Origin of the sequence: Microbacterium zouquanmingi, from assembly GCF_052266695.1 — a bacterium.
In the GTDB taxonomy this organism is placed as follows: domain Bacteria; phylum Actinomycetota; class Actinomycetes; order Actinomycetales; family Microbacteriaceae; genus Microbacterium.
Genome location: NZ_JBQPQZ010000001.1, coordinates 475214 through 497296 on the forward strand (window position 1 = coordinate 475214; position 22083 = coordinate 497296).

Genomic DNA, 22083 nt, shown 5'->3' on the forward strand with positions numbered 1-22083 from the left:
CGTGCGACGGAGGGGGCTTTTTCGAATGTCTCAGGCGCGGCTGAGCGCCGCCTGCTTCAGCTTGTCGAACTCTGCTGCGGTGATCGCACCCGAGTCGAGCAGCTCCTTCGCGTGGGCGATCTCGGCCGCCGGGGTGGGCGCACTGCCCGACACCGAACGGATGTAGTCGTCCGTTGCCGACTGCGCAGCAGCAGCCTGCTTCTGCGCGCGCTCCGACATGCCGCGTCCGCGTGCGATGAGGTACACGATCGCAGTGACGAACGGCAGGAAGATCAGGAAGATGAACCAGATTGCCTTGGCCCAGCCATTCAGCTTGTGGTCACGGAACAGGTCGGTGATGATCGAGAAAAGTGCCATCAGGTAGGCGACGAACACGAAGATCGTCAGGAACCACCAGATGACGTCCCAGATCTGGGTCCAAAATGTCATGCCGTTCACTCCTTGTTTAGGGCGGGAGCATTAGGCATGCTCACTCGCCCCCTGAGCATATCGGCAGTGACGGGTCAGCTGAGGCCGCTGTAGGCGTGCAGCCCCTTGAAGAAGACGTTGACGATCGTGAAGTTGAAGATGACGGCAGTGAAGCCGATGATCGACAGCCACGCCGATGGCGTTCCCCGCCATCCGCGGGTCGCACGTGCGTGCAGGTATCCGGCGTAAAGCACCCAGATGATGAACGTCCAGGTCTCCTTGACGTCGAAGCCCCAGTAACGGCCCCAGGCATCCTGCGCCCAGATGGAACCCGCGATGAGCGTGAAGGTCCAGAGGATGAAGCCGACGATCGCGAATCGGAAGGCCGTGCCCTCGAGGCGGTCGGCGCTCGGCAGCGTCGCGAGGAAGCCAGGACCAGGCTTCTCAAGCGCTTCTGCCAGGCGGCGCTCGCGCCGGGTCTGCATGAGCTGCAGAATCGACAGCGCGCAGGCGAGAGCGAAGAACGCGGTGCCGAGCGACGCGACGAAGACGTGGATGACGAGCCACACGCTCTTGAGCGGATCCATCAGCGGCACGACCCCGACGTAGAAGCTGAGCGACGCGGCACCCAGCAGAACGACGACGATCCCGAGGATGAACGTGCCGAGGTAGCGCAGATCGACCCGGAGGTTCACGAGCAGATAGACGAAGACGATCAGCAGCGTGCCGATCATCGCGAACTCGTACAGGTTCGCCCACGGCACGCGCTCAGCGGCGATTCCGCGCAACACCGTCGCTGCGAGGTGGAACACGAACCCGAGCGTCGTCAGAACGGTGCCGATCCTGGCCATCACATATCGCGGCTTCACCGGCACATCGGATGCGTCGCCCGCCGCATCCGCACCCGATGAGGAAGACCTGTCGACAACCGGCGCCCCGGCGCCGACCAGCGCCGCCTCGCTCTCGCGGACGAGACGCGCATCGGAACTCACCTCGGAACGCCGAGCGAGATCGAAGGCGTAGGCGATGAAAGCCGCTGCGTAGATCGCGATCGCCGTCCAGACGAACAGGATCGAGAGAGAGTCGAGATCGGGCATGGTGCCAGTCTACTTTCGGGTTGTCGCGGAGGAAGGGGCATCGAGCAGCCGCGCGTGACCTGTGACCAGGTCGTCGACGGCGCCGCCGAGAGTGGGATCCTCGCCGCGGGCGAGGCCGGCGTACTCCAGCCGCACCTCACCACCCGCGACGGATGCTTTGACCCACATGCGCCGGCGCGGAATGAACAGCGCGAGCATCAGGCCGGCGAGCGAGAGGAGAGCGAAGACGAGCACCCACACGGCGGATGCATCGTGGTGCACCTGCAGAGACGCGAAGCGCTTGACCGACTGGGTGAAGTCGGTGGCGCCCGCGGGCGCTTCATCTTCGAACGTGATCGTTCCGCGGCCGCCCGGAAGCTCGGCAGTCTCGCCCGGCTGCAGCTCGATCGAGGGCGCATCGCCCCCGTCGCCGGCGATCGGGGTGAGCTCATCGGTGTCGAGCACGTAGACGGACTTCGGCGTACCGTCATCGATGCCGAGGTCACCCTCGTAGACGCGGAGGGTGAGCAGAGGGGCGAGCAGATCGCCGTGCGCCGACGCGAATGCACCGTTGTCGTTCTTCACCGCGCTGGGGTAGAAGAATGCGGCGATGCCGAGCTGTTCCGGCATCCCATCGGTCACCTTGATGACGCCGAGCGAGGTGAGCGCCGTGTCCTGAGGCAGGAACGGCACCGAGTTGCGGTAGACGACCTCGTCGTCAGCGTTTCGGACCGTGATCGTCGGCGCGTAGCCGTTGCCGAGCAGATAAACGTTGTTGCCGGCGATATTGAGCGGGTGGTTGACGCGCACGGAGGCCTCGCGCGTCTCACCGTTCTCTCGAATGGTCATGTTGGCCGAGAAGTCCCCCGCCTGACCGGATGCCGCCGACCCGTACTCCTGATACGTCACATCGAACGAGTCGAGGGTCATCGAATACGGGCTGAGCGCGTCATCACTGACGAACCGGCCGCGGTTCATCGATTCGTAATCCAGGAGCGTGTTGACGAACGTCTGCCCCTCCACGACCACCCGCTGACCGGTGTAGGCGAAGCTTCCCCCGACCCCGACGGTGACGAGCACGCCGACGAGCGCGATATGGAAGAGCAGGTTGCCGGTCTCGCGCCAATAGCCGCGCTCTGCCGAGACCGAGTACGTGCGCCCCGCCTTGGTGGTGAGGTCGTAGCGCTCGACACGGTAGCCGAGGGCCTTCAGCTGCTTCTGTGCGACATCGATCGAACGGGATGCTTCGGCGTCAGCATCCGCCTCATTGCTCCCTGAGCCTGTCGAAGGGCGTACGGTTTCGCGGTAGTCCTCGAGACGCTGCAGACGAGCGGGCGTCCGCGGCGGGCGGGCGCGCAGAGCCTTCAGATGGTGCTTGACGCGTGGGATGACGCAGCCGACGAGCGAGATGAACAGCAGCAGGTAGATCGCGGAGAACCAGGGCGACAGGTAGACGTCGAACAGGCCCATCGCGTCGAGCACGGGGAACAGGTCGGGGTTGTCGGCCTCCCACTGGGTGACGCCGTTGGGGTCTGCCATCCGCTGCGGGAAGATCGAGCCGGGAATCGCCGCGATCGCAAGCACGAGCAGCAGGACGATCGCCGTGCGCATCGAGGTCAGCTGACGCCAGCCCCAGCGCAGCCAACCGACGAACCCGAGGCGCGGCTGGATGATGGTGCTGTTATCGCCGTCGATGTGATCAGACGGGCGGAGCGGGTCGGAACTCGTCACAGCATCCTTCTTGGGAGCGGGGGAATCAGAGCGGGAGCTGGACACTGCCCATCACCGCCGTGAGCCTCGACATGAGGTCGGTCCACAGACCAGAGACCATCAGCACGCCCAGCGCGATCAGCAGAACGCCGCCGATGATGTTGACGACGCGGATGTGCCGGCGCAGAAACCCGATGGTCTTCGTCGCCCAACCGAAGCCGAGCGCGACCAACAGGAACGGGATGCCGAGGCCAAGACTGTACGCGAGGCCGAGGAGGGCTGCCCGCCAGGGGTCGCCGATGGTCCACGCGACGCTGGTGATCGCGGCGAGGGTCGGGCCGATGCACGGCGCCCAGCCGATGCCGAGCGCGAAGCCCAGCAGCGGGGCACCGATCAGCCCGGTCTTCGATGTGACGTGCATGCGCCACTCGCGCTGCGCGAAGCCGAACATCCCGAGGAAGACGAGCCCCATCGCGATGATGACGCCCCCCAGGATTCGGGTGATCAGCTCGCCCCACTGCAGGAAGAAGACGGATGCTGCGCCGCCGATGACGGTGAACGTGATGAACACGATGCTGAAACCGAGGATGAACAGCAGCACGCCCAGCACCAGGCGGCCACGGCCAGTCTGAGCAGCGTTCGCGGTCGTGCCGCGCGGCGCCGCCGCTCCCCCGATGAATCCGAGGTACCCGGGAACGAGCGGGAGCACGCACGGCGAGAGGAACGAGACGAGGCCCGCGAGCATTGCAACCGGGATGGCAAGCCAGAGGGCGCCGGATCCGATCAGTTCCTGGGTGTTCACGCGCCCTCCGCGAGCGCGTCTCCGACGAGGGTTGCGAGGATGCTGGGTCCGTCAAGCTGCCCGATGATGCGCGCTGCGACCCGGCCCTGATTGTCGAGCACGAGAGTCGTCGGCGTCGCCTGGATCGGCGTCGCGCCCGCGAAGGCGAGCTTGGCCGTGCCACTGTCGACGTCGATGAGGCTCGGATACGTGACCCCGTAGGTCTTGGCGAAAGCCTTCGCCGTGTCGGGCTGGTCGTAGGTGTTGACGCCGATGAACGACACCTCGTCGTCGGAGTACTGCTGCCAGACCTCTTCGAGAGCACCCGCCTCAGCACGGCAAGGGGCGCATCCGGCGTACCAGAAGTTGACGACTGTGACGTCGCCGGCGATGTCTGTGCTCTCGAACTGATCGCCCTCTTCGGTCACCCCACTGAAGACGACCGGTTCACCGCGCTCTGCGACGGGAATCTCTTCGACCGCGCCATCGGCGGAGATGTATCCCTTGCCGTCACCGTCGAGATACTGCTGCGCGACGGGGTCCGCTGCGCAACCGACCAGCGTGACGGCGAACACCGCGGCGAGCGCGGCAGAAAGCAGCAAGCGGGGGCGGGGCATATTCCCAGTTTACGCAGGGGTTTCTATGGGTGATCTGGAAGGTGCAGGTGCCGTGATCAGAACTTCGCGAGCACGTCCTCGACGCCGGAACGGAACCGCGGGCACGTGGTGATGTCATGCGCAGTGCAGCGCACGGCGTGCTCGGTCATCTCTTTCGAGCGGCGCATCTCCTCCATCCGTCGGTCAAGATCAGCGAGATGAGCGAAGAGCACTTCATGGCGCCCACTCCGGCCGTCATCGAGCAGGATCGCGATCTGCTCGAGGGTCATTCCGGCGGCTTTGCTGCGCTGGATCACGGCGATGCGGACGATCTCTTCCTCGCCGTACCGACGGCGTCTGGCTTGATCGCGCGCCGGACGAAGAAGTCCGACCGATTCCCAGTGCCTGAGCACATTCGTGGGCAGATCGACTCTTTCGGCGACCTCTCCGACGGACCAGGGATGAGAAGAGCTTGACTTCATGTTGACATGAAGTCACAGACTGATCGAGAAATCAAGCTCACGAGAGGAACACCATGTACGACGCGATCGTTATCGGCGCCGGACCCGCGGGTCTCCAGGCGGGTCTGACCCTGGGACGGATGCACCGCAAGACGCTCGTTCTCGACTCGGGCAAGTACCGCAATGGCACCGTCTCCCACATGCACAACGTGCTGGGTGACGACGGGACGGCACCAGCGGACTACCGCGCACGGGCGCGCACGCAGCTCGCGGAGTATCCAGATGTGGAGCTCAGTCCCGGCACCGTCGCTCGCATCTCCGGCGCCATCGACGGCTTCACAGTCCACTTCCCCGACGGACACAGCGAGGACACGCGCCGCATCGTGCTCGCCACCGGCGCCATCGACGAGCTGCCCATTGTCCCAGGGCTCACCGAGCTCTGGGGGCGGCGCGCCTTCGCCTGCCCGTTCTGCGACGGCCACGAGTTCGCCGGCAAAGAGATCGGAGTCATCGGCGCAGGCCCCCGCGCCGGGCACCTGATCGGGATGCTCGGGAGAATCGCCTCGCGCATCACGGTGTTCCCGCTCGCCACCGATCTTCCCGGCGACCTGGCCGGGCTCGAGTACGCCGATGTGCAGGTCGCGCCGGTGGTGGACTCGGCGACTGCAGCAGACGAAGGCGTGACCGTGACCGCCGGTGACCAGGAGTTCGCAGTGGCGGGTCTGTTCGTTGCCGCGGGAACGTTTCGCCAGAGTGCGCCCTTCATCGCGGAGCTCGGACTGCGCATTCTCGACAGCGGGGGGATCGAGATCGACGACTTCGGGCATACCTCGGTCGCAGGCATCTCGGCGGCGGGAGACCTCGCGCACCGCGCCTCGATGCCAGGGCCGATGCCGTCGGTCCTTCAGGCCGCAGCGGCAGGACAGCTGGCAGCGTCCGCGATCGTGCAGGAGCTGAGCGACTGAGAGGTCAGACTGCGCCGAGGTCGATGCCGGCCGCGGCGGGCTCGGCGTAGTCGACCTCGCGCCACACGTCGCCCACACGTTCGAACGAGGTGATGCTGGAGAGCGCACAGCGGCGCGTCCGCGGGTCGTGCGGCAGACGGAGCCCCGCGACATGCAGGTGCGTGATCCAGATCGGCGCCTGGTGCGAGACGATCACGATGTCGCCGTTATCGGTCTCGTGCCAGACGTCGTTCATCGCGGCTTCCATGCGCTCGGCGATGGAGATGTACGGCTCCCCCCAGCTCGGCACCGCGGGACGACGCAGCTTCCACCAGTTGCGCGGGTCACGCAGTGCACGACTCATCCGCTTGCCTTCGAACAGGTTCGTCGGCTCGATCACCCGCTCATCCAGCACCGGGTCGACCCCGAAGATCTCGGCGAAGGGCTCGGCAGACTCCTGCGTCCGCTGCAGCGGAGAGCACCGCAGAGCCGTCACCGAGCGATCGAGGCCCTCGAGATACTCGGCGGCGGCTCGCGCCATGCGGCGCCCGTCTTCGCTCAGCCGGTAGTGCGGAAGCCGCCCGTAGAGGAGCCGCTGCGGGTTGTGGACCTCCCCGTGACGAACAAGGTGAAGGCGTTCGGCCGGCACCTCACACCTTTCGGTACTGCGCGGAGCCGAAGCCGATGATGAAGTTCCCGATCATGGGGATCAGCCACAGCAGGAAGAAGGAGAACACTCCACCCTTGCCGAAGTTCTTGCCCTGTTTGACGGCGACGACGATCGCGAAGACGATGTTGACGATCGGAATCAGGTACAGCAGAACGAACCAGCCGCTCATCCCTGCGATCTTGACGAGGAAGACCAGGTTGACGATCGGAATAAGGGCCAGGATGCCGGGGTACCCAGCCTTCGTGAACACCTTCCACAATGCCACCGCGTAGAGGATGTAGAGCACCAGTGTGATGATGCCCGCACTGCCGGAGAACACTTGCTGGGTGTAGTCATTGAGGTCCATGGCCATGAGTCTAGAGGTGCACTCGCTCCTGAGTGCGGATGCCGCGATGCGCCCACGTAGACTGGCTGGATGCTTCGCACTCACACGACCGGCTCACTGCGAGCCGAGCACATCGGCCAGACTGTCACCCTCACGGGTTGGGTCGATCGTCGTCGTGATCACGGAGGAGTCGCGTTCATCGATCTCCGCGATGCCTCAGGCATCGCCCAGGTGGTCATCCGCGATGAAGAGGTTGCGCACCCACTGCGCAGCGAGTTCGTGCTGAAGGTGACCGGTGAGGTCTCGCAGCGCCCTGAGGGCAACGCGAACTCGAACCTTCCCACCGGCGACATCGAGGTCATCGCGACCGAGGTCGAGGTCCTCAACGAGTCCGCTCCCCTGCCTTTCCAGGTGTCCACCGGTCTCGGCGACTCCGAGACCGTCGGCGAGGATGTGCGATTCAAGTACCGCTATCTCGACCTGCGACGCCCGGCCGCAGCATCCGCTCTTCGTCTTCGCTCGAAGGTCTACAAGGCCGTGCGCGACGTTCTCGACAGCCGTGAGTTCGTCGAGGTCGAGACCCCGACTCTCACGAAGTCGACGCCAGAGGGCGCCCGTGACTTCGTCGTGCCCGCGCGTCTGCACCCCGGCAGCTGGTACGCCCTGCCGCAGTCGCCGCAGCTGTTCAAGCAGCTGCTCATGGTCGGTGGCATCGAGAAGTACTACCAGATGGCTCGCTCCTACCGCGATGAGGACTTCCGCGCCGACCGTCAGCCGGAGTTCACGCAGCTCGACATCGAGATGAGCTTCGTCGACCAGGAAGACGTCATCGAGATGATGGAAAGCGTCTTGGCGGCGATGTGGAAGACGATCGGCGTCGACCTGCAGACCCCGCTGCCGCGCATCACCTACGCCGACGCGATGGCGAAGTACGGCTCGGACAAGCCCGACCTGCGCTTCGGGCTCGAGCTCGTCGACGCGACCGAGTACTTCTCCGAGACGACCTTCCGCGTGTTCCAGTCGGAGTACGTCGGCGCAGTGGTCATGCCCGGTGGCGCATCGCAGCCGCGCAAGAAGCTCGATGCCTGGCAGGACTGGGCCAAGCAGCGCGGCGCCCGCGGCCTCGCGTATGTGCTGTTCAACGAGGACGGCTCGCTCGGCGGCCCCGTGGCCAAGAACCTGTCCGATGCGGAGCAGGCGGGTCTTGCGGACTTCGTGGGCGCGAAGCCGGGCGACTGCGTGTTCTTCGCCGCAGGATCGGCGAAGGACTCCCGCGCACTGCTCGGCGCCGCACGCGTCGAGATCGGCCGCCGCCTCGATCTGCTCGACCCCGACACGTTCGCGTTCACGTGGGTTGTGGATGCTCCGATGTTCGAGCCCGCAGCGGACGCTGTGGCCTCGGGCGACGTCGCCGTCGGAGCCGGCGCATGGACCGCTGTGCACCACGCGTTCACCGGCCCGAAGCCGGAGTTCGCCGACACCTTCGACACCGACCCGGGATCGGCGCTCGCCTACGCGTACGACATCGTGTGCAACGGCTCTGAGCTCGGCGGCGGATCGATCCGCATCCACCGCGAAGACGTGCAGAAGCGTGTCTTCGAAGTCATGGGTATCTCGGAAGAGGTTGCGAACGAGCAGTTCGGCTTCCTGCTGGACGCGTTCAAGTTCGGCGCCCCGCCACACGGCGGAATCGCGCTCGGCATGGACCGCGTGCTGCAGCACCTCACCAAGACCGAGTCGATCCGCGAGGTCATCGCGTTCCCGAAGACCGGCAACGGCTTCGACCCGCTGACTTCTGCTCCCGCCGCCATCACCGACGCGCAGCGCGCCGAGGCCGGCGTGGACTTCGTTCCGGAGGCTTGACCCCCTTCTACCGTCGCTGAGACCCCATCCTGCCGCCGAGACCCCGTCGTATTGACGTCTGCACGACGAGGTCTCGGCACAAAGGTGGGGTCTCAGTGTTGCAGGGCGGCGAGCCCTGGAGCGATGTTCTCGTTCCACACGTCGAAGCCGAGCTTTCCGATGAGAGCCACCACGACGACGAGGAACACGATGCGGATGAACTTCGTCCCTCGGGCGATCGCCATCCGCGAGCCCAGATAGCTGCCGGCCACGTTCGCCACCGCGAGGATGCCACCGAGCACCCACAGCACTGACCCGTGCGGGATGAACAACAGCAGCGCGCCGATGTTCGTGGCGAGGTTGACGATCTTCGCCTTGGCGCTGGCCTGTAGAAAGTCGTATCCCATGAGAGCGACGAGCGTGATGACGAGGAACGTCCCGGTTCCAGGGCCGATCATGCCGTCGTAGAAGCCGATCGCAAGTCCCGCGGCACCCGCCATGATGTGGTGCTTATGCCCCGCGAATCGCAGCTTCGTCGCCACGCCCATCTCGGGCTTGAACACCGTGAAGATCGCGACCGCGAGCAGCGCGACCACGATGATCGGCTTGAACGCCTCGGGGGGCAGCACGGTGGCGACCGCTGCGCCTCCGAACGAGCCCGCGAGCGCGATTGCCGCCATCGGCAAGGCCGTGCGGATATCGGGCTTCGCTCGTCGGTAGTACGTGGCGCTGCTCGTGGCCGTGCCGAAGACCGAGGCGAGCTTGTTCGTCGCGAGCGCCTGCACCGGAGCGATTCCCGGGATCAGCAGTAGCGCCGGCAGCTGCAGCAGCCCACCACCGCCAACGACAGCGTCGATCCAGCCGGCGCCGAAGGCTGCGAGGACGACGAATATCAGCATCCCCCAGGTGAGCTGTTCAAGCCCGAGCAGCTCACCGATTTCCATTGCATCATTATCGCGCGCTGCGGTCGTGTCTCGATGACAGACTGGGATCATGCTCGATGCTCTTCCGCTGCCGCATCCGTTCGAATCTCGTGTCGGATCCGCGGTGCTCCGCCGTGCCACGGGCGACGACATCGACGCACTGATGGCGCTGCTCTCCGACGACCCGATCAGCGCCGCACGTGGTGACGTCGCATCCGACGCGGATCACGACGCCTACGCCAGCGCACTGCAGGATATCCTCGCCGAACCGTCGAACGACCTGCTCGTGGTCGACCTCGATGGCACCGTCGTCGGCACGCTGCAGCTCACGTCCATCCCCGGGATGGCGCGCCGGGGTGCGCGCCGCCTGCTCGTCGAGGCGGTGCGGGTGCGCAGCAGTCTGCGCTCGTCCGGAATCGGTTCGGCTGTCATGCGCTGGGTATCGGATGCCGCAGCTCCCGCCCTCGGCGCGTCCCTCGTGCAGCTCACGTCTGATGCCGCACGCACCGACGCGCACCGGTTCTACGATCGCCTCGGGTACGTCGGCTCACACGTCGGTTTCAAGTACGACGTTCCCCGCCCCGCACACTGATCTGAGAGTTGCTTTGCGCGGCGAGGCTCTGCCTGCCAGCGCGATTCTCGCACGGCAGGCCGATTCTCGAGGCCACGCTGGGTCGGCGTTCACCTTCAGGACTCTGCGCGTTCATCGCGCCCGCGAGAACCGGTAACTCTCGCGCCGTAGCGTCCAGTGGCATCCCGACACCGACGCCCTGCGCGCCGAACCTCCGAGAGGAACCCACCCTGATGGCAACAATTACCCGCCGTGCACGTTTCATCGCCGGCATCGCCCTGGCTGCATCCGCCGCCATGGCGCTGACCTCCTGCGCCGCCGACAGCAGCGCCGGAAGCAGCGACGCCGGCGACTCTTCCGCCGCCGCATCCGCCACGTCCCTCGCCGACTTCGGCAGCTTCGAGGATCTCGAGGCCGCAGCCAAGGCCGAGGGCCAGCTGAACGTCATCGCCCTCCCCCGCGACTGGGCCAACTACGGCGAGATCCTCGACCTTTTCGCCGAGCGCTACCCGGAGATCACGATCAATGAGGCGTCTCCCGACGTCTCCAGCGCCGAAGAGATCACCGCAGCCGAGACGAACCAGGGCCTCGACACCGCCCCCGACGTGTTCGACCTGGGACTGGCCGTCGCGCTCGAGAACACGGACGTGTTCGCGCCATACAAGGTCGAGAACTTCGACGAGATCCCCGACGCTCTGAAGGAGCCGACCGGCCTCTTCGTCGGCGACTACGGCGGATACATGTCGATCGGCTACGACTCCTCGAAGTTCGACGAGCCCACGTCGCTCGACGATCTCAAGGGCGCTGACTTCAAGGGCGCCGTGGCGATCAACGGCGACCCGACTCAGGCTGGTTCTGCTTTCGCAGCCGTCGGTCTCGCCGCGGTGCAGTCCGGTGGCGACCTGGATGACTTCACCCCCGGAATCGAGTACTTCGGAGAACTGCAGAAGGCCGGCAACTTCCTCAAGGTCGATGTGACTCCTGCGACGATCACCAGCGGTGAGACTCCGGTCGTCTTCGATTGGGACTACTTGAACGCCGCTGCCGGTGCCGACAACGCCGATTGGAAGGTCGTCGTGCTCGACGGCGTCGGCTACGCCTCGTACTACAACCAGGCCATCAACAAGGATGCTCCGCACCCCGCCGCCGCCCGTCTGTGGCAGGAGTTCCTCTACAGCGACGAGGTGCAGAACCTGTGGCTGAAGGGTGGCGCCCGTCCTGCCCGTATGGAGGCCATGACCGAGGCCGGCACGATCGACGCCGAGCTCGCTGCGGCTCTCCCCGAGGTGCCCTCGGAGACCGTCGTCCCGACCGAAGAGCAGTCCACGGCAGCGGGCACCCTGCTCGGCGAGAAGTGGGCCGCGGCCGTCCAGTGACAGCGATCATCACGGGGGCGGGTGCTCCCGCATCCGCCCCCACCACCGCCGGGCCCGTTCCCACGGCCCGGCGGTCGGGTCTGTCGTGGGCGTGGCTGGGACTCGTGCCCTTCGGCGCCTATGTGCTGCTGTTCCTCGGCGTGCCGACGATCCTTGCGATCGGCTCGGGCTTCGCAGGCGAAGACGGAGCGTTCACGTGGACGAACGTCGCAGCCCTCGCGGATCCCGTCGTGCTGAACACCTTCGCGAACTCTGCGTGGGTATCGCTGCTCACCTCCGTCGTCGGCGCCGTCGCAGGCGCTGTGGTCTGTTACGGCATGCTCGGCATGAATCCGCAGGGCGCGGTGCGCCAGAGCGTGGATGCTGCGGCCGGCGTGCTCGCGCAGTTCGGCGGCGTCATGCTCGCGTTCGCGTTCATCGCGACGATCGGCGCCCAGGGTGTCATCACGGTGTTGCTCCGCGACTCGTTCGGGGTCAACATCTTCGAAAACGGCATGTGGCTGTACGAGGTGCCTGGCCTGATCTTCCCCTACATCTACTTCCAGGTGCCGCTCATGGTGATCACGTTCATGCCCGCGCTCGCAGCACTCAAGCCGCAGTGGTCCGAGGCGAACCTCACTCTGGGCGGTACGCGGCTCGGCTTCTGGACTCGCATCGGCGTTCCGGTGCTCGCGCCGTCGTTCCTCGCCAGCCTGCTGCTGCTGTTCGCCAACGCGTTCTCTTCGTATGCCACGGCGGCCGCTCTTGCCAGCCAGGGGTCGCAGATCGTCCCCCTGCAGATCCGCGCAGCTCTCACCAGCGAGACCGTACTCGGCCGCGAGAACCTCGCCGGCGCCCTCGCGCTCGGCATGATCCTGGTCGTTGGCGTGGTGATGGCGCTGTACTCGCTGATCCAGCGGCGCGCTGCGAGGTGGCAGTCGTGAACAAGATCGCTCCCTCCCGCGTGACGCGCTGGATCATCGGCATCCTGATCGGCGGTTTCTTCGCGATCCCGCTGATCTCGACCTTTCTCTACACGCTGCGCGGCACCGACGGCGAGCTCTCTTTCGAACGCTGGGCGACGCTGCTGGACCCCGCGGCGTCCTCGGCGATCAAGCCGATCTGGACGGGCCTGGGCAACTCGCTGATCCTCGCTCTCGTCACGGTCCTGATCGTTCTCTTGCTGCTCGCGCCGACCATGATCCTGGTGAATCTGCGGTTCCCGAAGCTGAAGCCGTTCTTCGAGTTCACGGCGCTCCTGCCGATCTCGATCCCCGCGATCGTCATCGTCGTCGGGCTCTCGCCGATCTACCTGCAGATCGGGCGCGCTCTCGGCACCGGCACCTGGACGCTCGCTTTCGCTTACGGCATCACGGTGCTGCCATTCGCGTACCGCTCGATCCAGGCATCCATCGATGCCGCCGATCTCCGCACGCTCGCAGAAGCGGCAAGGTCGCTGGGTTCGAGCTGGCCGACCGTGGTGGTGAAGGTGCTCGCACCCAACCTGCGACAGGGGCTGCTGTCGGCGTCGCTCATCTCGATCGCCGTCGTGCTCGGCGAGTTCACGATCGCCTCTCTGCTGAACCGTCAGGTGTTCCAGACGGCGATGGTCGTCGTCGGCAAGCAGGATGCCTATGCCCCCGCGATCTTCACACTGCTCGCGCTGCTGCTCTGCTTTCTGCTGCTGCTCATCATCGGCCGCACCGCGCGCGGCAACCGAAAGGCCTCACAATGACCATCCCGCTCCCCCCGACCAAGGACAATCAGCTGCTCGCAGAGGCCGGCGAAGGCACGCGCGTGCAGCTCCGAGGCATCGAGAAGAGCTACGGCACGAACCGCGTGCTGCACGGCGTCGACCTCGACATCGCCCCCGGTGAGTTCGTGTCGCTGCTCGGCCCGTCCGGCTGCGGAAAGACCACCGCGCTTCGCATTCTCGCAGGGCTTGAGAACGCCGATGCCGGCGCCGTGCGGCTCGGCAGCCAGGACGTCTCGCGCGTGCCCACCAACAAGCGCGATATCGGCATGGTCTTCCAGGCGTACTCGCTGTTCCCGCACCTGAGCGTTGCGGATAACACTTCATTCGGTCTGCGCCGGCGCGGCGTGAGCAGATCCGCAGCGGGACGCCGCGCACTGGACGCGCTCGCGCTGGTCGGTCTCGACGGCTTCGCTGACCGCTTTCCACACCAGCTCTCGGGCGGGCAGCAGCAGCGCGTCGCGCTCGCGCGCGCCCTGGTCACCGAGCCGCGAGTGCTGCTCCTCGACGAGCCGCTGTCGGCGCTCGATGCCAAGGTGCGAGTGCAGCTGCGCGATGAGATCCGCCGCCTCCAGCTGCGCCTGGGCATCACGACGGTGTTCGTCACGCATGATCAGGAAGAAGCGCTGGCCGTCTCTGACCGGATCGCCGTCATGGATGCCGGACGCATCGACCAGATCGACTCTCCGGAAGAGCTCTACCTGCGCCCGGCGACTGCCCACGTCGCTGCGTTCGTGGGGCTGTCGAGCGTCGTGCCTGGCGCCGCCTCAGGGGACAGCGTGTCGGTGTGGGGACGATCGCTTCCCCTGAACTCCCCGGTCACCGGCGAGGTCGATGTGCACCTGCGCCCCGAGAACCTGCGCTTCACGGGGCAGGCGGATGCCGCGACCGGCGGCGTGGTCGAGGAGAGCACGTTCCTCGGCAGCATCCGGCGCACTCTGGTCAAGACCGATTCGGGCGAGCTGGTCCGCGTGCAGCACGACGCGCACCAGCATCCGGCCTTCGGCGACCGCGTCTGGCTGGCGATCGCGCCGGTGCCGGTGGCTGCGCGCGCGCGTTCCTGACCGCGGGGCGCCCGCGGCGCGGAAGGGCGAGCGGATGCCGCAGGCTCAGAGCACGCGCGAGAGGAAATCCTGTGTGCGGGGATGCTGCGGGTTCGCCAGCACCTCGCGGGGATCGCCCTGCTCGAGGATGTGTCCGCCGTCCATGAAGATCAGGCGGCTGCCGACCTCGCGCGCGAAACCCATCTCGTGAGTGACGACGAGCATCGTCATCCCCTCGTCCGCAAGAGAACGCATGACCTGCAGCACCTCGCCCACGAGTTCGGGGTCGAGGGCCGACGTCGGCTCGTCGAAGAGCATCATGTCGGGGTTCATGCACAGTGCCCTGGCGATCGCCACACGCTGTTGCTGGCCGCCCGAGAGGTGCCCCGGGTACGCATCGGCTTTCTCGCTGAGTCCCACGCGTGCGAGCATCGCGAGTGCGACCTTCTCGGCCTCTGCCTTGGTGCGCTTCTTCACGCGCCGCTGCGCGAGGGTCAGGTTGCCCATCACATCGAGGTGCGGAAACAGGTTGAAGCTCTGGAACACCATGCCGATGCGGGTGCGCACACGATCGATGTCGGTGTCTTCATCGGTGATGTCGATGCCCTCGATGAGGATCTTGCCGCCGGTGGGCTCTTCGAGCAGGTTGATCGAGCGCAGGAGCGTCGACTTGCCTGAGCCTGACGGGCCGATCACGCACACCACCTCACCGCCGGAGACGGTCAGATCGATGTTCTTGAGCACTTCGTTGTCGCCGAAAGTCTTGACCAGCCCACGGACCTCGATGGCCGGAGCGTGGATGTCGATCAGATCGGTGCTCATCGCTGCCTCGCCATTCGTCGCTCGAGCCACGCGCTGAACCGCGTGAGGGGAATCGTCACGACCAGGTACAGCAGAGCCGCCATGATCAACGGCGTCGCGTTGCCGTTCTGCGTCGTCGCGTCGCGTGCGAACGTGGTGAGCTCCTTCGACCAGATGAAGCTTCCCGCGATGAACAGCAGCGAGGTGTCCTTCAGCAGCAGCACGAACTCGTTGGTGAGCGGCGGGATGATGATCCGGAAGCCCTGCGGAATGACGATCCAGAACGTGGTCTTCAGCGGGGACATGCCCAGCGAGCGAGCAGCTTCGGTCTGCCCCTTCGGCACGGCCTGGAGTCCTGCACGGATCGTCTCTGCCATGTACGCCGAGGCGACGAGGATCAAGCCGACGAGGCCCAGCACGACTGGGCCGCCGAGGTCCTGGTTTCGCACACCGACCGCGATCGGAAGAATGTAGGCGATCGCGAAGATCGTCAGCAGCGCCGGGAGCCCCCGGAACAGCTCGATCCAGACCGTGGCGATCCAGCGGAACGGTGCGATGACCGACATCTTCATCAGCGCCAGCACGACACCGAGCACGAGCCCGCCCGCGAATGCCACCGCGGTGAACCACAGCGTATTGACGAGACCGACCGTGACGATGCCCGGGAGCATCTTGAGCGCGACCTCAGGGTTGAGGAACAGCGGCCCGAGCCGCGCCCAATCCGCGGTGACCAGCGCCCATACCAACAGGGCGGCCAGCACCACGTACACGGTGTAGCGGTAGAGCTTCTGTTTCTGCGTGCGCCTCAACGCCATCGTCAAGGTCCTCCCGACCCGCTCGTTCCTCCGGGTCAGTTCGCGGTGAAGTACGTGTCGTAGATCGTGTCGTATTCGCCGCTGTCGCGCAGCTCCTGCAGTGCGGAGTTGACGGCCTCGAGCAGTGCTGTCTTCTCACCCTTGGCGAAAGCGAAGCCGTACTGCTCGTCGGTGTTGTATTCCTCGACGATCTTGTAGTTCGAGTCGGCCTTCTCGTGCTCGAGGTTCACCGGCTGGTCCTGCAGGATCGCATCGATCGTGCCAGCCTGGATCGCGGGCCACAGCTCACCGTCGGACGGGAGCTGCAGAAGCTCGGCGCCCGGTGCGTTCTCCGAAGCGTAGGCCTCGCCGGTGGTTCCCTGCTGAACGCCGACGATCTTGCCGTCGAGGTCGTCGATCGACGTGATTCCGGAATCAGTGGGGACCAGCAGCGACTGCAGCGAGTCATAGTACGGGTCGGAGAAGTCGAGGTTCGCCTTGCGCTCGTCGGTGATCGTCATGGCGGATGCTCCGATGTCGCACGTACCCGACGCGAGAGTCGTGCCGGACTGCAGAGCGTCGAACCCGACGTCCTGCACAGCGAGCTTGAGGTCGAGCTTCTTCGCGATCGCGTCGAGCAGGTCGATGTCGAAGCCGGTGTAGCCGGTGCCGTTGTCGCCGCCCTCGAACTCGAAGGGAGCGTAGGGGATGTCAGAGCAGATCGTCAGCGCGCCCGCCTCGACCAGACCGTATTCGTCTCCCGCGGATGCCGGAGCATCAGCATCGCCCCCCGCATCGTTTCCTCCGCCAGCACAGCCGGCAAGAGCAAGAGTGGCGCTCGCAGCGAGTGCGATACCGAGAATGAGGTTACGGCGACGGGTCATGACCGCTCCAAGCTGAGGGGGCCGCGTGGCCCGCTGACGGGTGTGGAGTTCATCCTGACACGGCGCAGCGCATTTTTCCCAGCATCCGCGGATTACGTTTGCATTTCGCCCGCGCGCTTCGACAGGCTCAGCGAGCGGATCGGCTCAGACCTCGAAGTCGACGGCCACTCGCGATGCCACAACCGAGCGGATGTAGACGGCGACCTCTTCGTGAGCCGGATGCACGGCATATGCTTCGAGATCTTCGACGGAATCGAAATCTGCGACGACCGTCACGTCCCAGTTCACGTCGGGATAGATCGCATTCGCGCCCGCGGAGATCGAGCGGATCTGGGGCACGACGCCGTCCAGGGCGTTCAGGCGGCGGGCCATCTCGGCCGCCTGAGCGCCGCGCTCCGCGGCATCCTCACTCGCGAGCTTCCAGGTGACCACGTGACGAAGCGTCATATCTTCTCCAGCCTCTGGCGCAGCCGATCGGGCGATACCCGCCACTGCGCGTGAAATTCGTCGTCGATCAGCACGACGGGGATCTTCTCCCACCACAATTCATACAGGGTCGGATCGTCGTCGATCGACCGCTCTACGATCTCGATGTCGTCCGCGGTGTCATCCGGAAGCCCCGCGACGACCTCTTCGACGATTCCGAGCGCCGTCGGGCACAGGTGGCATCCATGCCTGCCGATGACCGTGATCGTGGTCACGCCGTGGGGACCTCAACCGGACGACCCGCTGCGATCCACTCGCCGGTGCCGCCTTCGACGTTCGTCGCGTCGTAGCCGCGCGGCTCGAGCGCCTGCACCACGCGTCCGGAGCGCGCGCCAGCCTGGCAGATGACGTCGAACGCCTCGGCAGGAAGCTCATCCAAACGGTTTCCGATCTCAGACATCGGAATGTTCACTGCCCCGGGCACGTGCCCGGCGGCGAACTCGTCCTTCTCGCGCACGTCGATGAGCGGCGTGCCCTCACGCGCAGCGAGCTCGGCGATGGTGATCGACTTCATGGATTCCTCGATTTCCTCGTCGCAGAGACACAAAACGCCCGTCCGTAGACAGGCGTTCGTGTAGCCGCTTACTTCTTGTTGCGGCGCTGGTGGCGAGTCTTGCGAAGCAGCTTGCGGTGCTTCTTCTTCGCCATGCGCTTGCGGCGCTTCTTGATGACTGAACCCACGGAAACCTCACTAAGTCAGGGGCTGGGCGTCACAGAAAATCGGACACCCGGGTACGGGCACGGAAAATGCCTCGGATCAGTTTAGCAAACGCGAAGGCATGCGAAGTCCATGATTCACATTCACTGGTTGCCAGCGTCAGCCGACGTCGGCAATGGGACGCTGGAGCGCTGCGGTGACAGCGCTCTCAGGGACACGGTAGCTGCGGCCGAAACGGATCGCCGGAAGGTCGCCGGAGTGCACCATGCGATAGACAGTCATCTTGGACACGCGCATGAGCTCTGCGACCTCTGCGACGGTCAAGAATCGAACCTCGGGAACATCGGGCATCGCATGTACCCCTTTCTGCTGATGCCCAACTCTATGGGGAAGTCGGGACGCGTGTAAACCCATGTGGCGAATGTGATCCATGTGACAACAGCACCGCCGTCGCCTGCTCAGGAGGTGCGCGACAGAGCCGCGCGCGGTCTGCACACGAGGGGTTCGGCTTAAGCGCCCAGACGCTTGAGCGCGGTCGTGACGACATGCTTTGCGGATGCCGCGGCGCGACCGACGACCTCGGCTGCGTGACTGGCACCATCGGGAATCGGCAGGAAGGAGAAGTCGATCTCCGGGGCGCTCTCGCCGAATGCATCGACCAGGAACGGAACCAGCCAGTCGTCGACAACCTCCAGCGGCTCGACCTCGATGCTGTAGAACCGGCGCTGCCCATCTTCGCGGACGCTGACCAGTTCGGCATCTCGCAACACCTTGAGGTGCTTCGAAACGGTGGGCTGGCTGACCCCGAGCTCGCTCACGATCTGTGAGACGCTGGTGCCGGCGTCACCTTCAGTGGACCGTCGAAGCAGGAGCTGGAGGATGTCGCGCCTCGTGCCGTCCGCGATCACGTCGAAGATGTCCGTCATGATGATCAGGGTAGTCGTCCCGCGGCCGGAGTACCATGACGAAGGCTCGTCGTGATCGGCGTCGAGCGACAGCAGACGACTTCGAGGGGGCCGTGTGTCGAGCATCGACTGGTCGACTTCGCCCCGCGCGCGCACGCGCGACCTGTGGCACTTCGTGCGCCGCGTCATCACCTCGTCGCCCTCGCGATTCGCGATTCTCATCTTCGCCTCGCTGATTCTGCTGTTCACGGCGCTGTTCTCGCTGCCGATCGCTTCAGCCGCCGGCACCGTGACCCCGCTGAGCGATGCCCTGTTCACCGCCGTCTCCACGATCTGTGTGACGGGTCTGGCAACGGTCGACATGGCAGCGCACTGGTCACCGTTCGGACAAGTGCTCATCTTCCTCGGCGTGAACATCGGCGGAATGGGCGTGCTCACCCTGGCATCCGTTCTCGGTCTGGTCATCTCGAAGAAGCTGGGCCTACGCGCCAAGCTGCTGGCCGCTGGTGACAGCAACCCGCTGCGTGCGCACGGCGGCGTCGTCAACGAGGGCCAGACGGTGCGCCTCGGTGAAGTCGGTCAGCTGCTGATCACGGTGGCGATGTCGCTGTTGGTCATCGAACTTGTACTCGCGCTCCTGCTGTACCCGGGTCTCGTGATGGCCGGCGTCCATCCGCTGACCGCGCTCTGGGAAGCGCCGTTCTACTCGGCGATGGCGTTCACGAACACGGGCTTCTCGCCGAACGCCACCGGAGTCGTCGAATTCGTCGACGATTACTTCGTGCTGACCGTGCTGATGGTGGGAGTGTTCCTGGGCAGCATCGGCTTCCCCGTCATCTACGCCCTCGCCAAACATCGTTTCCATGCGAAGCGCTGGTCGCTGCACTCCAAGCTCACCCTGATCACGACCACGATCCTGCTCGTCCTCGGCGCTGTCGTCTTGGTCATCCTCGAATTCGACAATCCCAAGACGTTCGGGTCGATGGATGCGGCAGACACGACGTTCCAATCGGTGTTCCTGTCGACGATGACGCGCTCCGGCGGATTCAGTGTGATCGATATCAGCGACCTGAACGGGTCGTCCAAACTGTCGATCTCAATGCTCATGTTCGTCGGAGGCGGGTCCGCTTCCACTGCCGGCGGCATCAAGGTGACCACGCTCGCCGTGCTTGCCATCGCCGTCTGGTCAGAGGCTCGTGGTCGCCAGAGCGTGCAGGCGTTCGGTCGTCGCATCCCGAGCGACGTGCAGCGCGTCGCTCTCAGCGTCGTCGCGTGGGGAGCCACGATCGTCGCCCTCTCTACCGTCGTGATCACCCAGATCACCAAAGCCTCCACCGAGGATGTGCTCTTCGATGTGATCTCGGCATTCGGCACCGTCGGACTCACGACCGGACTGACCGAGAGCCTCCCTGATCCCGCTGTCTACGTCATGGCCTTGACCATCTTCATGGGGCGCGTTGGTACAGTGACTCTCGCCGCGGCGGTCGCCGCGACGACGCGAACGCAGCTGTATTCGCTGCCCGTCGAAAGGCCGATCGTTGGTTGAATCCCTCCGCAGCGATGCCCCCGTCCTCGTCATCGGGCTCGGGCGCTTCGGTGCCGCATGTGCGGGCGAGCTGGACCGGCTCGACCGCGAAGTGCTCGCCATGGACGAGAGTCTCGAGCTCGTGCAGAAGTGGTCCGACCGGGTCACCCACACCGTGCAGGGCGATGCGAGGAACATCGACGCGCTCAAGCAGATCGGCGCGCAGGACTTCCAGGTCGCGGTGGTCGCGGTCGGTTCGCTGATCGAAGCATCCGTTCTCATCACCGCCAACCTCGTCGACCTCAAGGTCCCCCAGATCTGGGCGAAGGCGGTGTCGCAGTCGCACGGCAAGATCCTCGCGCGCGTCGGCGCCAACCACGTCATCTACCCGGAGCGCGAAGCCGGCGAGCGCGTCGCGCACCTCGTGAGCGGACGGATGCTCGACTTCATCCGCTTCGACGACGACTTCGTGCTGGCGAAGATGTACCCGCCGAAGTTCATCCGCGGCGTGAGTCTGCAGGACTCCGGGATGCGCACGAAGTACCGGGTCACGGTCGTCGGCGTCAAGACGCCGGGAAAGCCGTTCCGCTACGCCGAGGCCGACACCGTCATCACCAACCACGACCTCATCATCGCGTCGGGTACCAACAGCGACATCGAGCGTTTCGCCGCGCTGGATCGCTGACTCACTCCCCGCGGGCGAGTTCCTTCGCGCGTTCCAGCGCAGCATCCGTCGCTCTGGCGAGCACCTCGTCGAGGTGGGCGTCCTGCAGGACCGCAACCGCGCGCTCGGTCGTGCCCTTCGGGCTCGTCACGCGTCTGCGCAACTCGGCCGGGTCCGCATCGGATGCTTCGAGCAGTGCCGTCGCACCGATGAAGGTCTGCTCTGCCATCAGGCGCGCATCTGCTTCGTCGAATCCCTTGCCGACGGCAGCCTTGGTCAGTTCCTCGATGAGCAGGAAGACGTAGGCCGGTCCCGAGCCGGAGATGGTCGAGAGGGCGTCGATCTTCTCTTCCGGCACTTCGACGACAGCTCCGACGAGCTCGAACAGCTGCCGGACGAGGGCGAGATCATCGGCCGTGGCAGCCGCGCCGCGAGCGAGGCCAGTGACGGCCTTCCCAACGGTCGCCGGCGTATTCGGCATCGACCGGATGACTCTTGCCCTATCCCCCAGGCCCTCAGCAAACGTTGCGAGAGTGACGCCGGCGGCAAGGCTGACGACGATCGCGTCGTCCCGCAGGACGGGCGCGATCTCACGAAGCAGATCGGGGACCATGGCCGGCTTCACACCGACCAGAATGACGCGAGCGGATGCCGCGGCATCCGTGTTTCCCTCCGGCGAGGTCTCCAGAGCGATAGCCGTGACGTTCGCCAGCCCTTCCAACGCGGCGGCCTTCTCAGCTGTGCGGTTCGTAGCGATGATGCCACCGTCGACGGGGACGCCCGAAGCGACGACGCCGTGCAGAATCGCACCACCCATCGATCCTGCGCCGAGAAATGCGAGAGAAGGAAGAGACGGGGTCATGCCGCAATCCTACGCACGGCATCCGACCCCGCCGTAGTGCCTCATG

General features: G+C 65.5%; 28 protein-coding genes. 9 read left to right on the plus strand and 19 right to left on the minus strand.

The features are described 5' to 3' along the window. Window positions 1-30: 30 nt before the first annotated feature. From ACTU6U_RS02095 to ACTU6U_RS02120, 6 genes are all read right to left on the minus strand, one after another. Entirely contained in the window at window positions 31-429 is a 399-nt protein-coding gene (locus tag ACTU6U_RS02095; RefSeq protein WP_443467498.1) for an SHOCT domain-containing protein, read from the minus strand. Between the two features lie 74 nt (window positions 430-503). Then, on the minus strand, window positions 504-1505 hold the full coding sequence (gene ccsB / locus ACTU6U_RS02100) for a c-type cytochrome biogenesis protein CcsB (protein WP_443467499.1): 1002 nt from the start codon (window positions 1503-1505) through the stop codon (window positions 504-506). A gap of 9 nt (window positions 1506-1514) precedes the next feature. After that, window positions 1515-3260 (minus strand): cytochrome c biogenesis protein ResB, encoded by a 1746-nt coding sequence (resB, locus tag ACTU6U_RS02105; RefSeq protein ID WP_443467500.1) that lies wholly within the window; start codon window positions 3258-3260, stop codon window positions 1515-1517. Next, window positions 3241-3996 (minus strand): cytochrome c biogenesis CcdA family protein, encoded by a 756-nt coding sequence (locus tag ACTU6U_RS02110; protein ID WP_443467501.1) that lies wholly within the window; start codon window positions 3994-3996, stop codon window positions 3241-3243. The genes resB and ACTU6U_RS02110 overlap by 20 nt, the downstream gene beginning before the upstream one ends. Next, on the minus strand, window positions 3993-4592 hold the full coding sequence (locus ACTU6U_RS02115) for a TlpA family protein disulfide reductase (protein ID WP_443467502.1): 600 nt from the start codon (window positions 4590-4592) through the stop codon (window positions 3993-3995). The genes ACTU6U_RS02110 and ACTU6U_RS02115 overlap by 4 nt, the downstream gene beginning before the upstream one ends. 56 nt (window positions 4593-4648) lie before the next feature. Continuing rightward, a complete protein-coding gene (locus ACTU6U_RS02120; protein ID WP_443467503.1) occupies window positions 4649-5053 on the minus strand; it encodes a MerR family transcriptional regulator in 405 nt (134 codons plus the stop codon). A 53-nt stretch (window positions 5054-5106) separates the two neighbouring features. Here ACTU6U_RS02120 and ACTU6U_RS02125 point away from each other — a divergent pair, with 53 nt between their 5' ends. Then, the gene (locus ACTU6U_RS02125; protein ID WP_443467504.1) at window positions 5107-5997 is read left to right on the plus strand and encodes an NAD(P)/FAD-dependent oxidoreductase; all 891 of its coding nucleotides are present in this window, start codon (window positions 5107-5109) and stop codon (window positions 5995-5997) included. 4 nt (window positions 5998-6001) lie between these two features. Here the strand turns inward: ACTU6U_RS02125 and ACTU6U_RS02130 are convergent, their stop codons facing one another. Beyond that, window positions 6002-6625: a histidine phosphatase family protein gene (locus tag ACTU6U_RS02130; RefSeq protein WP_443467505.1), complete on the minus strand. Its 624-nt coding sequence runs from the start codon at window positions 6623-6625 to the stop codon at window positions 6002-6004. 1 nt (window position 6626) lies between these two features. Next, window positions 6627-6992 (minus strand): DUF5684 domain-containing protein, encoded by a 366-nt coding sequence (locus ACTU6U_RS02135; protein WP_443467506.1) that lies wholly within the window; start codon window positions 6990-6992, stop codon window positions 6627-6629. A 69-nt stretch (window positions 6993-7061) separates the two neighbouring features. Here ACTU6U_RS02135 and aspS point away from each other — a divergent pair, with 69 nt between their 5' ends. Then, entirely contained in the window at window positions 7062-8834 is a 1773-nt protein-coding gene (aspS, locus tag ACTU6U_RS02140; protein ID WP_443467507.1) for an aspartate--tRNA ligase, read from the plus strand. Between the two features lie 92 nt (window positions 8835-8926). On the opposite strand, the gene ACTU6U_RS02145 is transcribed toward aspS, so the two are convergent. Continuing rightward, window positions 8927-9757 (minus strand): sulfite exporter TauE/SafE family protein, encoded by an 831-nt coding sequence (locus tag ACTU6U_RS02145; RefSeq protein ID WP_443467508.1) that lies wholly within the window; start codon window positions 9755-9757, stop codon window positions 8927-8929. A 49-nt stretch (window positions 9758-9806) separates the two neighbouring features. On the opposite strand from ACTU6U_RS02145, the gene ACTU6U_RS02150 reads away from it, so the two are divergent. The 5 genes from ACTU6U_RS02150 (at window position 9807) to ACTU6U_RS02170 (ending at window position 14479) form a co-directional block, all read left to right on the plus strand. Next, window positions 9807-10328, plus strand: a complete 522-nt coding sequence (locus ACTU6U_RS02150; RefSeq protein ID WP_443467509.1) for a GNAT family N-acetyltransferase — start codon at window positions 9807-9809, stop codon at window positions 10326-10328. 212 nt (window positions 10329-10540) lie between these two features. Continuing rightward, window positions 10541-11683 (plus strand): ABC transporter substrate-binding protein, encoded by a 1143-nt coding sequence (locus ACTU6U_RS02155; RefSeq protein WP_443467510.1) that lies wholly within the window; start codon window positions 10541-10543, stop codon window positions 11681-11683. Continuing rightward, entirely contained in the window at window positions 11680-12606 is a 927-nt protein-coding gene (locus tag ACTU6U_RS02160; protein WP_443467511.1) for an ABC transporter permease, read from the plus strand. The genes ACTU6U_RS02155 and ACTU6U_RS02160 overlap by 4 nt, the downstream gene beginning before the upstream one ends. Continuing rightward, the gene (locus tag ACTU6U_RS02165; protein ID WP_443467512.1) at window positions 12603-13397 is read left to right on the plus strand and encodes an ABC transporter permease; all 795 of its coding nucleotides are present in this window, start codon (window positions 12603-12605) and stop codon (window positions 13395-13397) included. Before ACTU6U_RS02160 ends, ACTU6U_RS02165 begins: the two co-directional genes overlap by 4 nt. Next, the gene (locus ACTU6U_RS02170; protein ID WP_443467513.1) at window positions 13394-14479 is read left to right on the plus strand and encodes an ABC transporter ATP-binding protein; all 1086 of its coding nucleotides are present in this window, start codon (window positions 13394-13396) and stop codon (window positions 14477-14479) included. The genes ACTU6U_RS02165 and ACTU6U_RS02170 overlap by 4 nt, the downstream gene beginning before the upstream one ends. A 45-nt stretch (window positions 14480-14524) precedes the next feature. Here the strand turns inward: ACTU6U_RS02170 and ACTU6U_RS02175 are convergent, their stop codons facing one another. The 9 genes from ACTU6U_RS02175 to ACTU6U_RS02215 all read right to left on the minus strand — a co-directional run bounded on the left by ACTU6U_RS02175 (window position 14525) and on the right by ACTU6U_RS02215 (window position 19007). Next, on the minus strand, window positions 14525-15280 hold the full coding sequence (locus ACTU6U_RS02175) for an amino acid ABC transporter ATP-binding protein (protein ID WP_443467514.1): 756 nt from the start codon (window positions 15278-15280) through the stop codon (window positions 14525-14527). Continuing rightward, entirely contained in the window at window positions 15277-16074 is a 798-nt protein-coding gene (locus ACTU6U_RS02180) for an amino acid ABC transporter permease (protein ID WP_443467515.1), read from the minus strand. Before ACTU6U_RS02180 ends, ACTU6U_RS02175 begins: the two co-directional genes overlap by 4 nt. 35 nt (window positions 16075-16109) lie before the next feature. Then, complete coding sequence (locus ACTU6U_RS02185) at window positions 16110-16937, minus strand: transporter substrate-binding domain-containing protein (RefSeq protein WP_443467516.1); 828 nt, start codon at window positions 16935-16937, stop codon at window positions 16110-16112. 144 nt (window positions 16938-17081) lie between these two features. Further along, window positions 17082-17384, minus strand: coding sequence for a Dabb family protein (locus tag ACTU6U_RS02190; protein ID WP_443467517.1), 303 nt, complete (start codon window positions 17382-17384; stop codon window positions 17082-17084). After that, window positions 17381-17638, minus strand: a complete 258-nt coding sequence (locus ACTU6U_RS02195; RefSeq protein ID WP_443467518.1) for a glutaredoxin family protein — start codon at window positions 17636-17638, stop codon at window positions 17381-17383. The genes ACTU6U_RS02190 and ACTU6U_RS02195 overlap by 4 nt, the downstream gene beginning before the upstream one ends. Further along, window positions 17635-17937, minus strand: a complete 303-nt coding sequence (locus tag ACTU6U_RS02200) for a rhodanese-like domain-containing protein (protein WP_443467519.1) — start codon at window positions 17935-17937, stop codon at window positions 17635-17637. The genes ACTU6U_RS02195 and ACTU6U_RS02200 overlap by 4 nt, the downstream gene beginning before the upstream one ends. Window positions 17938-18005: 68 nt before the next feature. Next, a complete protein-coding gene (locus ACTU6U_RS02205; RefSeq protein ID WP_003792170.1) occupies window positions 18006-18104 on the minus strand; it encodes a 30S ribosomal protein bS22 in 99 nt (32 codons plus the stop codon). 136 nt (window positions 18105-18240) lie between these two features. Further along, entirely contained in the window at window positions 18241-18432 is a 192-nt protein-coding gene (locus tag ACTU6U_RS02210) for a helix-turn-helix domain-containing protein (RefSeq protein ID WP_443467520.1), read from the minus strand. A 158-nt stretch (window positions 18433-18590) separates the two neighbouring features. Then, window positions 18591-19007: an ArsR/SmtB family transcription factor gene (locus ACTU6U_RS02215; RefSeq protein ID WP_417510242.1), complete on the minus strand. Its 417-nt coding sequence runs from the start codon at window positions 19005-19007 to the stop codon at window positions 18591-18593. 142 nt (window positions 19008-19149) lie between these two features. Here ACTU6U_RS02215 and ACTU6U_RS02220 point away from each other — a divergent pair, with 142 nt between their 5' ends. Together ACTU6U_RS02220 and ACTU6U_RS02225 are read left to right on the plus strand one after the other, a co-directional pair. Next, window positions 19150-20532: a TrkH family potassium uptake protein gene (locus tag ACTU6U_RS02220; RefSeq protein WP_443467905.1), complete on the plus strand. Its 1383-nt coding sequence runs from the start codon at window positions 19150-19152 to the stop codon at window positions 20530-20532. Next, window positions 20525-21196, plus strand: a complete 672-nt coding sequence (locus ACTU6U_RS02225) for a potassium channel family protein (RefSeq protein WP_443467521.1) — start codon at window positions 20525-20527, stop codon at window positions 21194-21196. The genes ACTU6U_RS02220 and ACTU6U_RS02225 overlap by 8 nt, the downstream gene beginning before the upstream one ends. 1 nt (window position 21197) lies before the next feature. Here ACTU6U_RS02225 and proC read toward each other — a convergent pair whose 3' ends face one another. Then, entirely contained in the window at window positions 21198-22037 is an 840-nt protein-coding gene (gene proC, locus ACTU6U_RS02230; protein ID WP_443467522.1) for a pyrroline-5-carboxylate reductase, read from the minus strand. Between the last annotated feature and the right edge of the window lie 46 nt (window positions 22038-22083).

Bases quoted from the DNA above. Each gene is read 5' to 3' on its own strand.
- ACTU6U_RS02095 (WP_443467498.1), bottom strand. From the start codon at position 429: ATGACATTTTGGACCCAGATCTGGGACGTCATCTGGTGGTTCCTGACG.
- ccsB (WP_443467499.1), bottom strand. From the start codon at position 1,505: ATGCCCGATCTCGACTCTCTCTCGATCCTGTTCGTCTGGACGGCGATC.
- ACTU6U_RS02115 (WP_443467502.1), bottom strand. From the start codon at position 4,592: ATGCCCCGCCCCCGCTTGCTGCTTTCTGCCGCGCTCGCCGCGGTGTTC.
- ACTU6U_RS02120 (WP_443467503.1), bottom strand. From the start codon at position 5,053: ATGAAGTCAAGCTCTTCTCATCCCTGGTCCGTCGGAGAGGTCGCCGAA.
- ACTU6U_RS02125 (WP_443467504.1), top strand. From the start codon at position 5,107: ATGTACGACGCGATCGTTATCGGCGCCGGACCCGCGGGTCTCCAGGCG.
- ACTU6U_RS02135 (WP_443467506.1), bottom strand. From the start codon at position 6,992: ATGGACCTCAATGACTACACCCAGCAAGTGTTCTCCGGCAGTGCGGGC.
- aspS (WP_443467507.1), top strand. From the start codon at position 7,062: ATGCTTCGCACTCACACGACCGGCTCACTGCGAGCCGAGCACATCGGC.
- ACTU6U_RS02145 (WP_443467508.1), bottom strand. From the start codon at position 9,757: ATGGAAATCGGTGAGCTGCTCGGGCTTGAACAGCTCACCTGGGGGATG.
- ACTU6U_RS02150 (WP_443467509.1), top strand. From the start codon at position 9,807: ATGCTCGATGCTCTTCCGCTGCCGCATCCGTTCGAATCTCGTGTCGGA.
- ACTU6U_RS02155 (WP_443467510.1), top strand. From the start codon at position 10,541: ATGGCAACAATTACCCGCCGTGCACGTTTCATCGCCGGCATCGCCCTG.
- ACTU6U_RS02170 (WP_443467513.1), top strand. From the start codon at position 13,394: ATGACCATCCCGCTCCCCCCGACCAAGGACAATCAGCTGCTCGCAGAG.
- ACTU6U_RS02175 (WP_443467514.1), bottom strand. From the start codon at position 15,280: ATGAGCACCGATCTGATCGACATCCACGCTCCGGCCATCGAGGTCCGT.
- ACTU6U_RS02180 (WP_443467515.1), bottom strand. From the start codon at position 16,074: ATGGCGTTGAGGCGCACGCAGAAACAGAAGCTCTACCGCTACACCGTG.
- ACTU6U_RS02185 (WP_443467516.1), bottom strand. From the start codon at position 16,937: ATGACCCGTCGCCGTAACCTCATTCTCGGTATCGCACTCGCTGCGAGC.
- ACTU6U_RS02190 (WP_443467517.1), bottom strand. From the start codon at position 17,384: ATGACGCTTCGTCACGTGGTCACCTGGAAGCTCGCGAGTGAGGATGCC.
- ACTU6U_RS02200 (WP_443467519.1), bottom strand. From the start codon at position 17,937: ATGAAGTCGATCACCATCGCCGAGCTCGCTGCGCGTGAGGGCACGCCG.
- ACTU6U_RS02210 (WP_443467520.1), bottom strand. From the start codon at position 18,432: ATGCCCGATGTTCCCGAGGTTCGATTCTTGACCGTCGCAGAGGTCGCA.
- ACTU6U_RS02215 (WP_417510242.1), bottom strand. From the start codon at position 19,007: ATGACGGACATCTTCGACGTGATCGCGGACGGCACGAGGCGCGACATC.
- proC (WP_443467522.1), bottom strand. From the start codon at position 22,037: ATGACCCCGTCTCTTCCTTCTCTCGCATTTCTCGGCGCAGGATCGATG.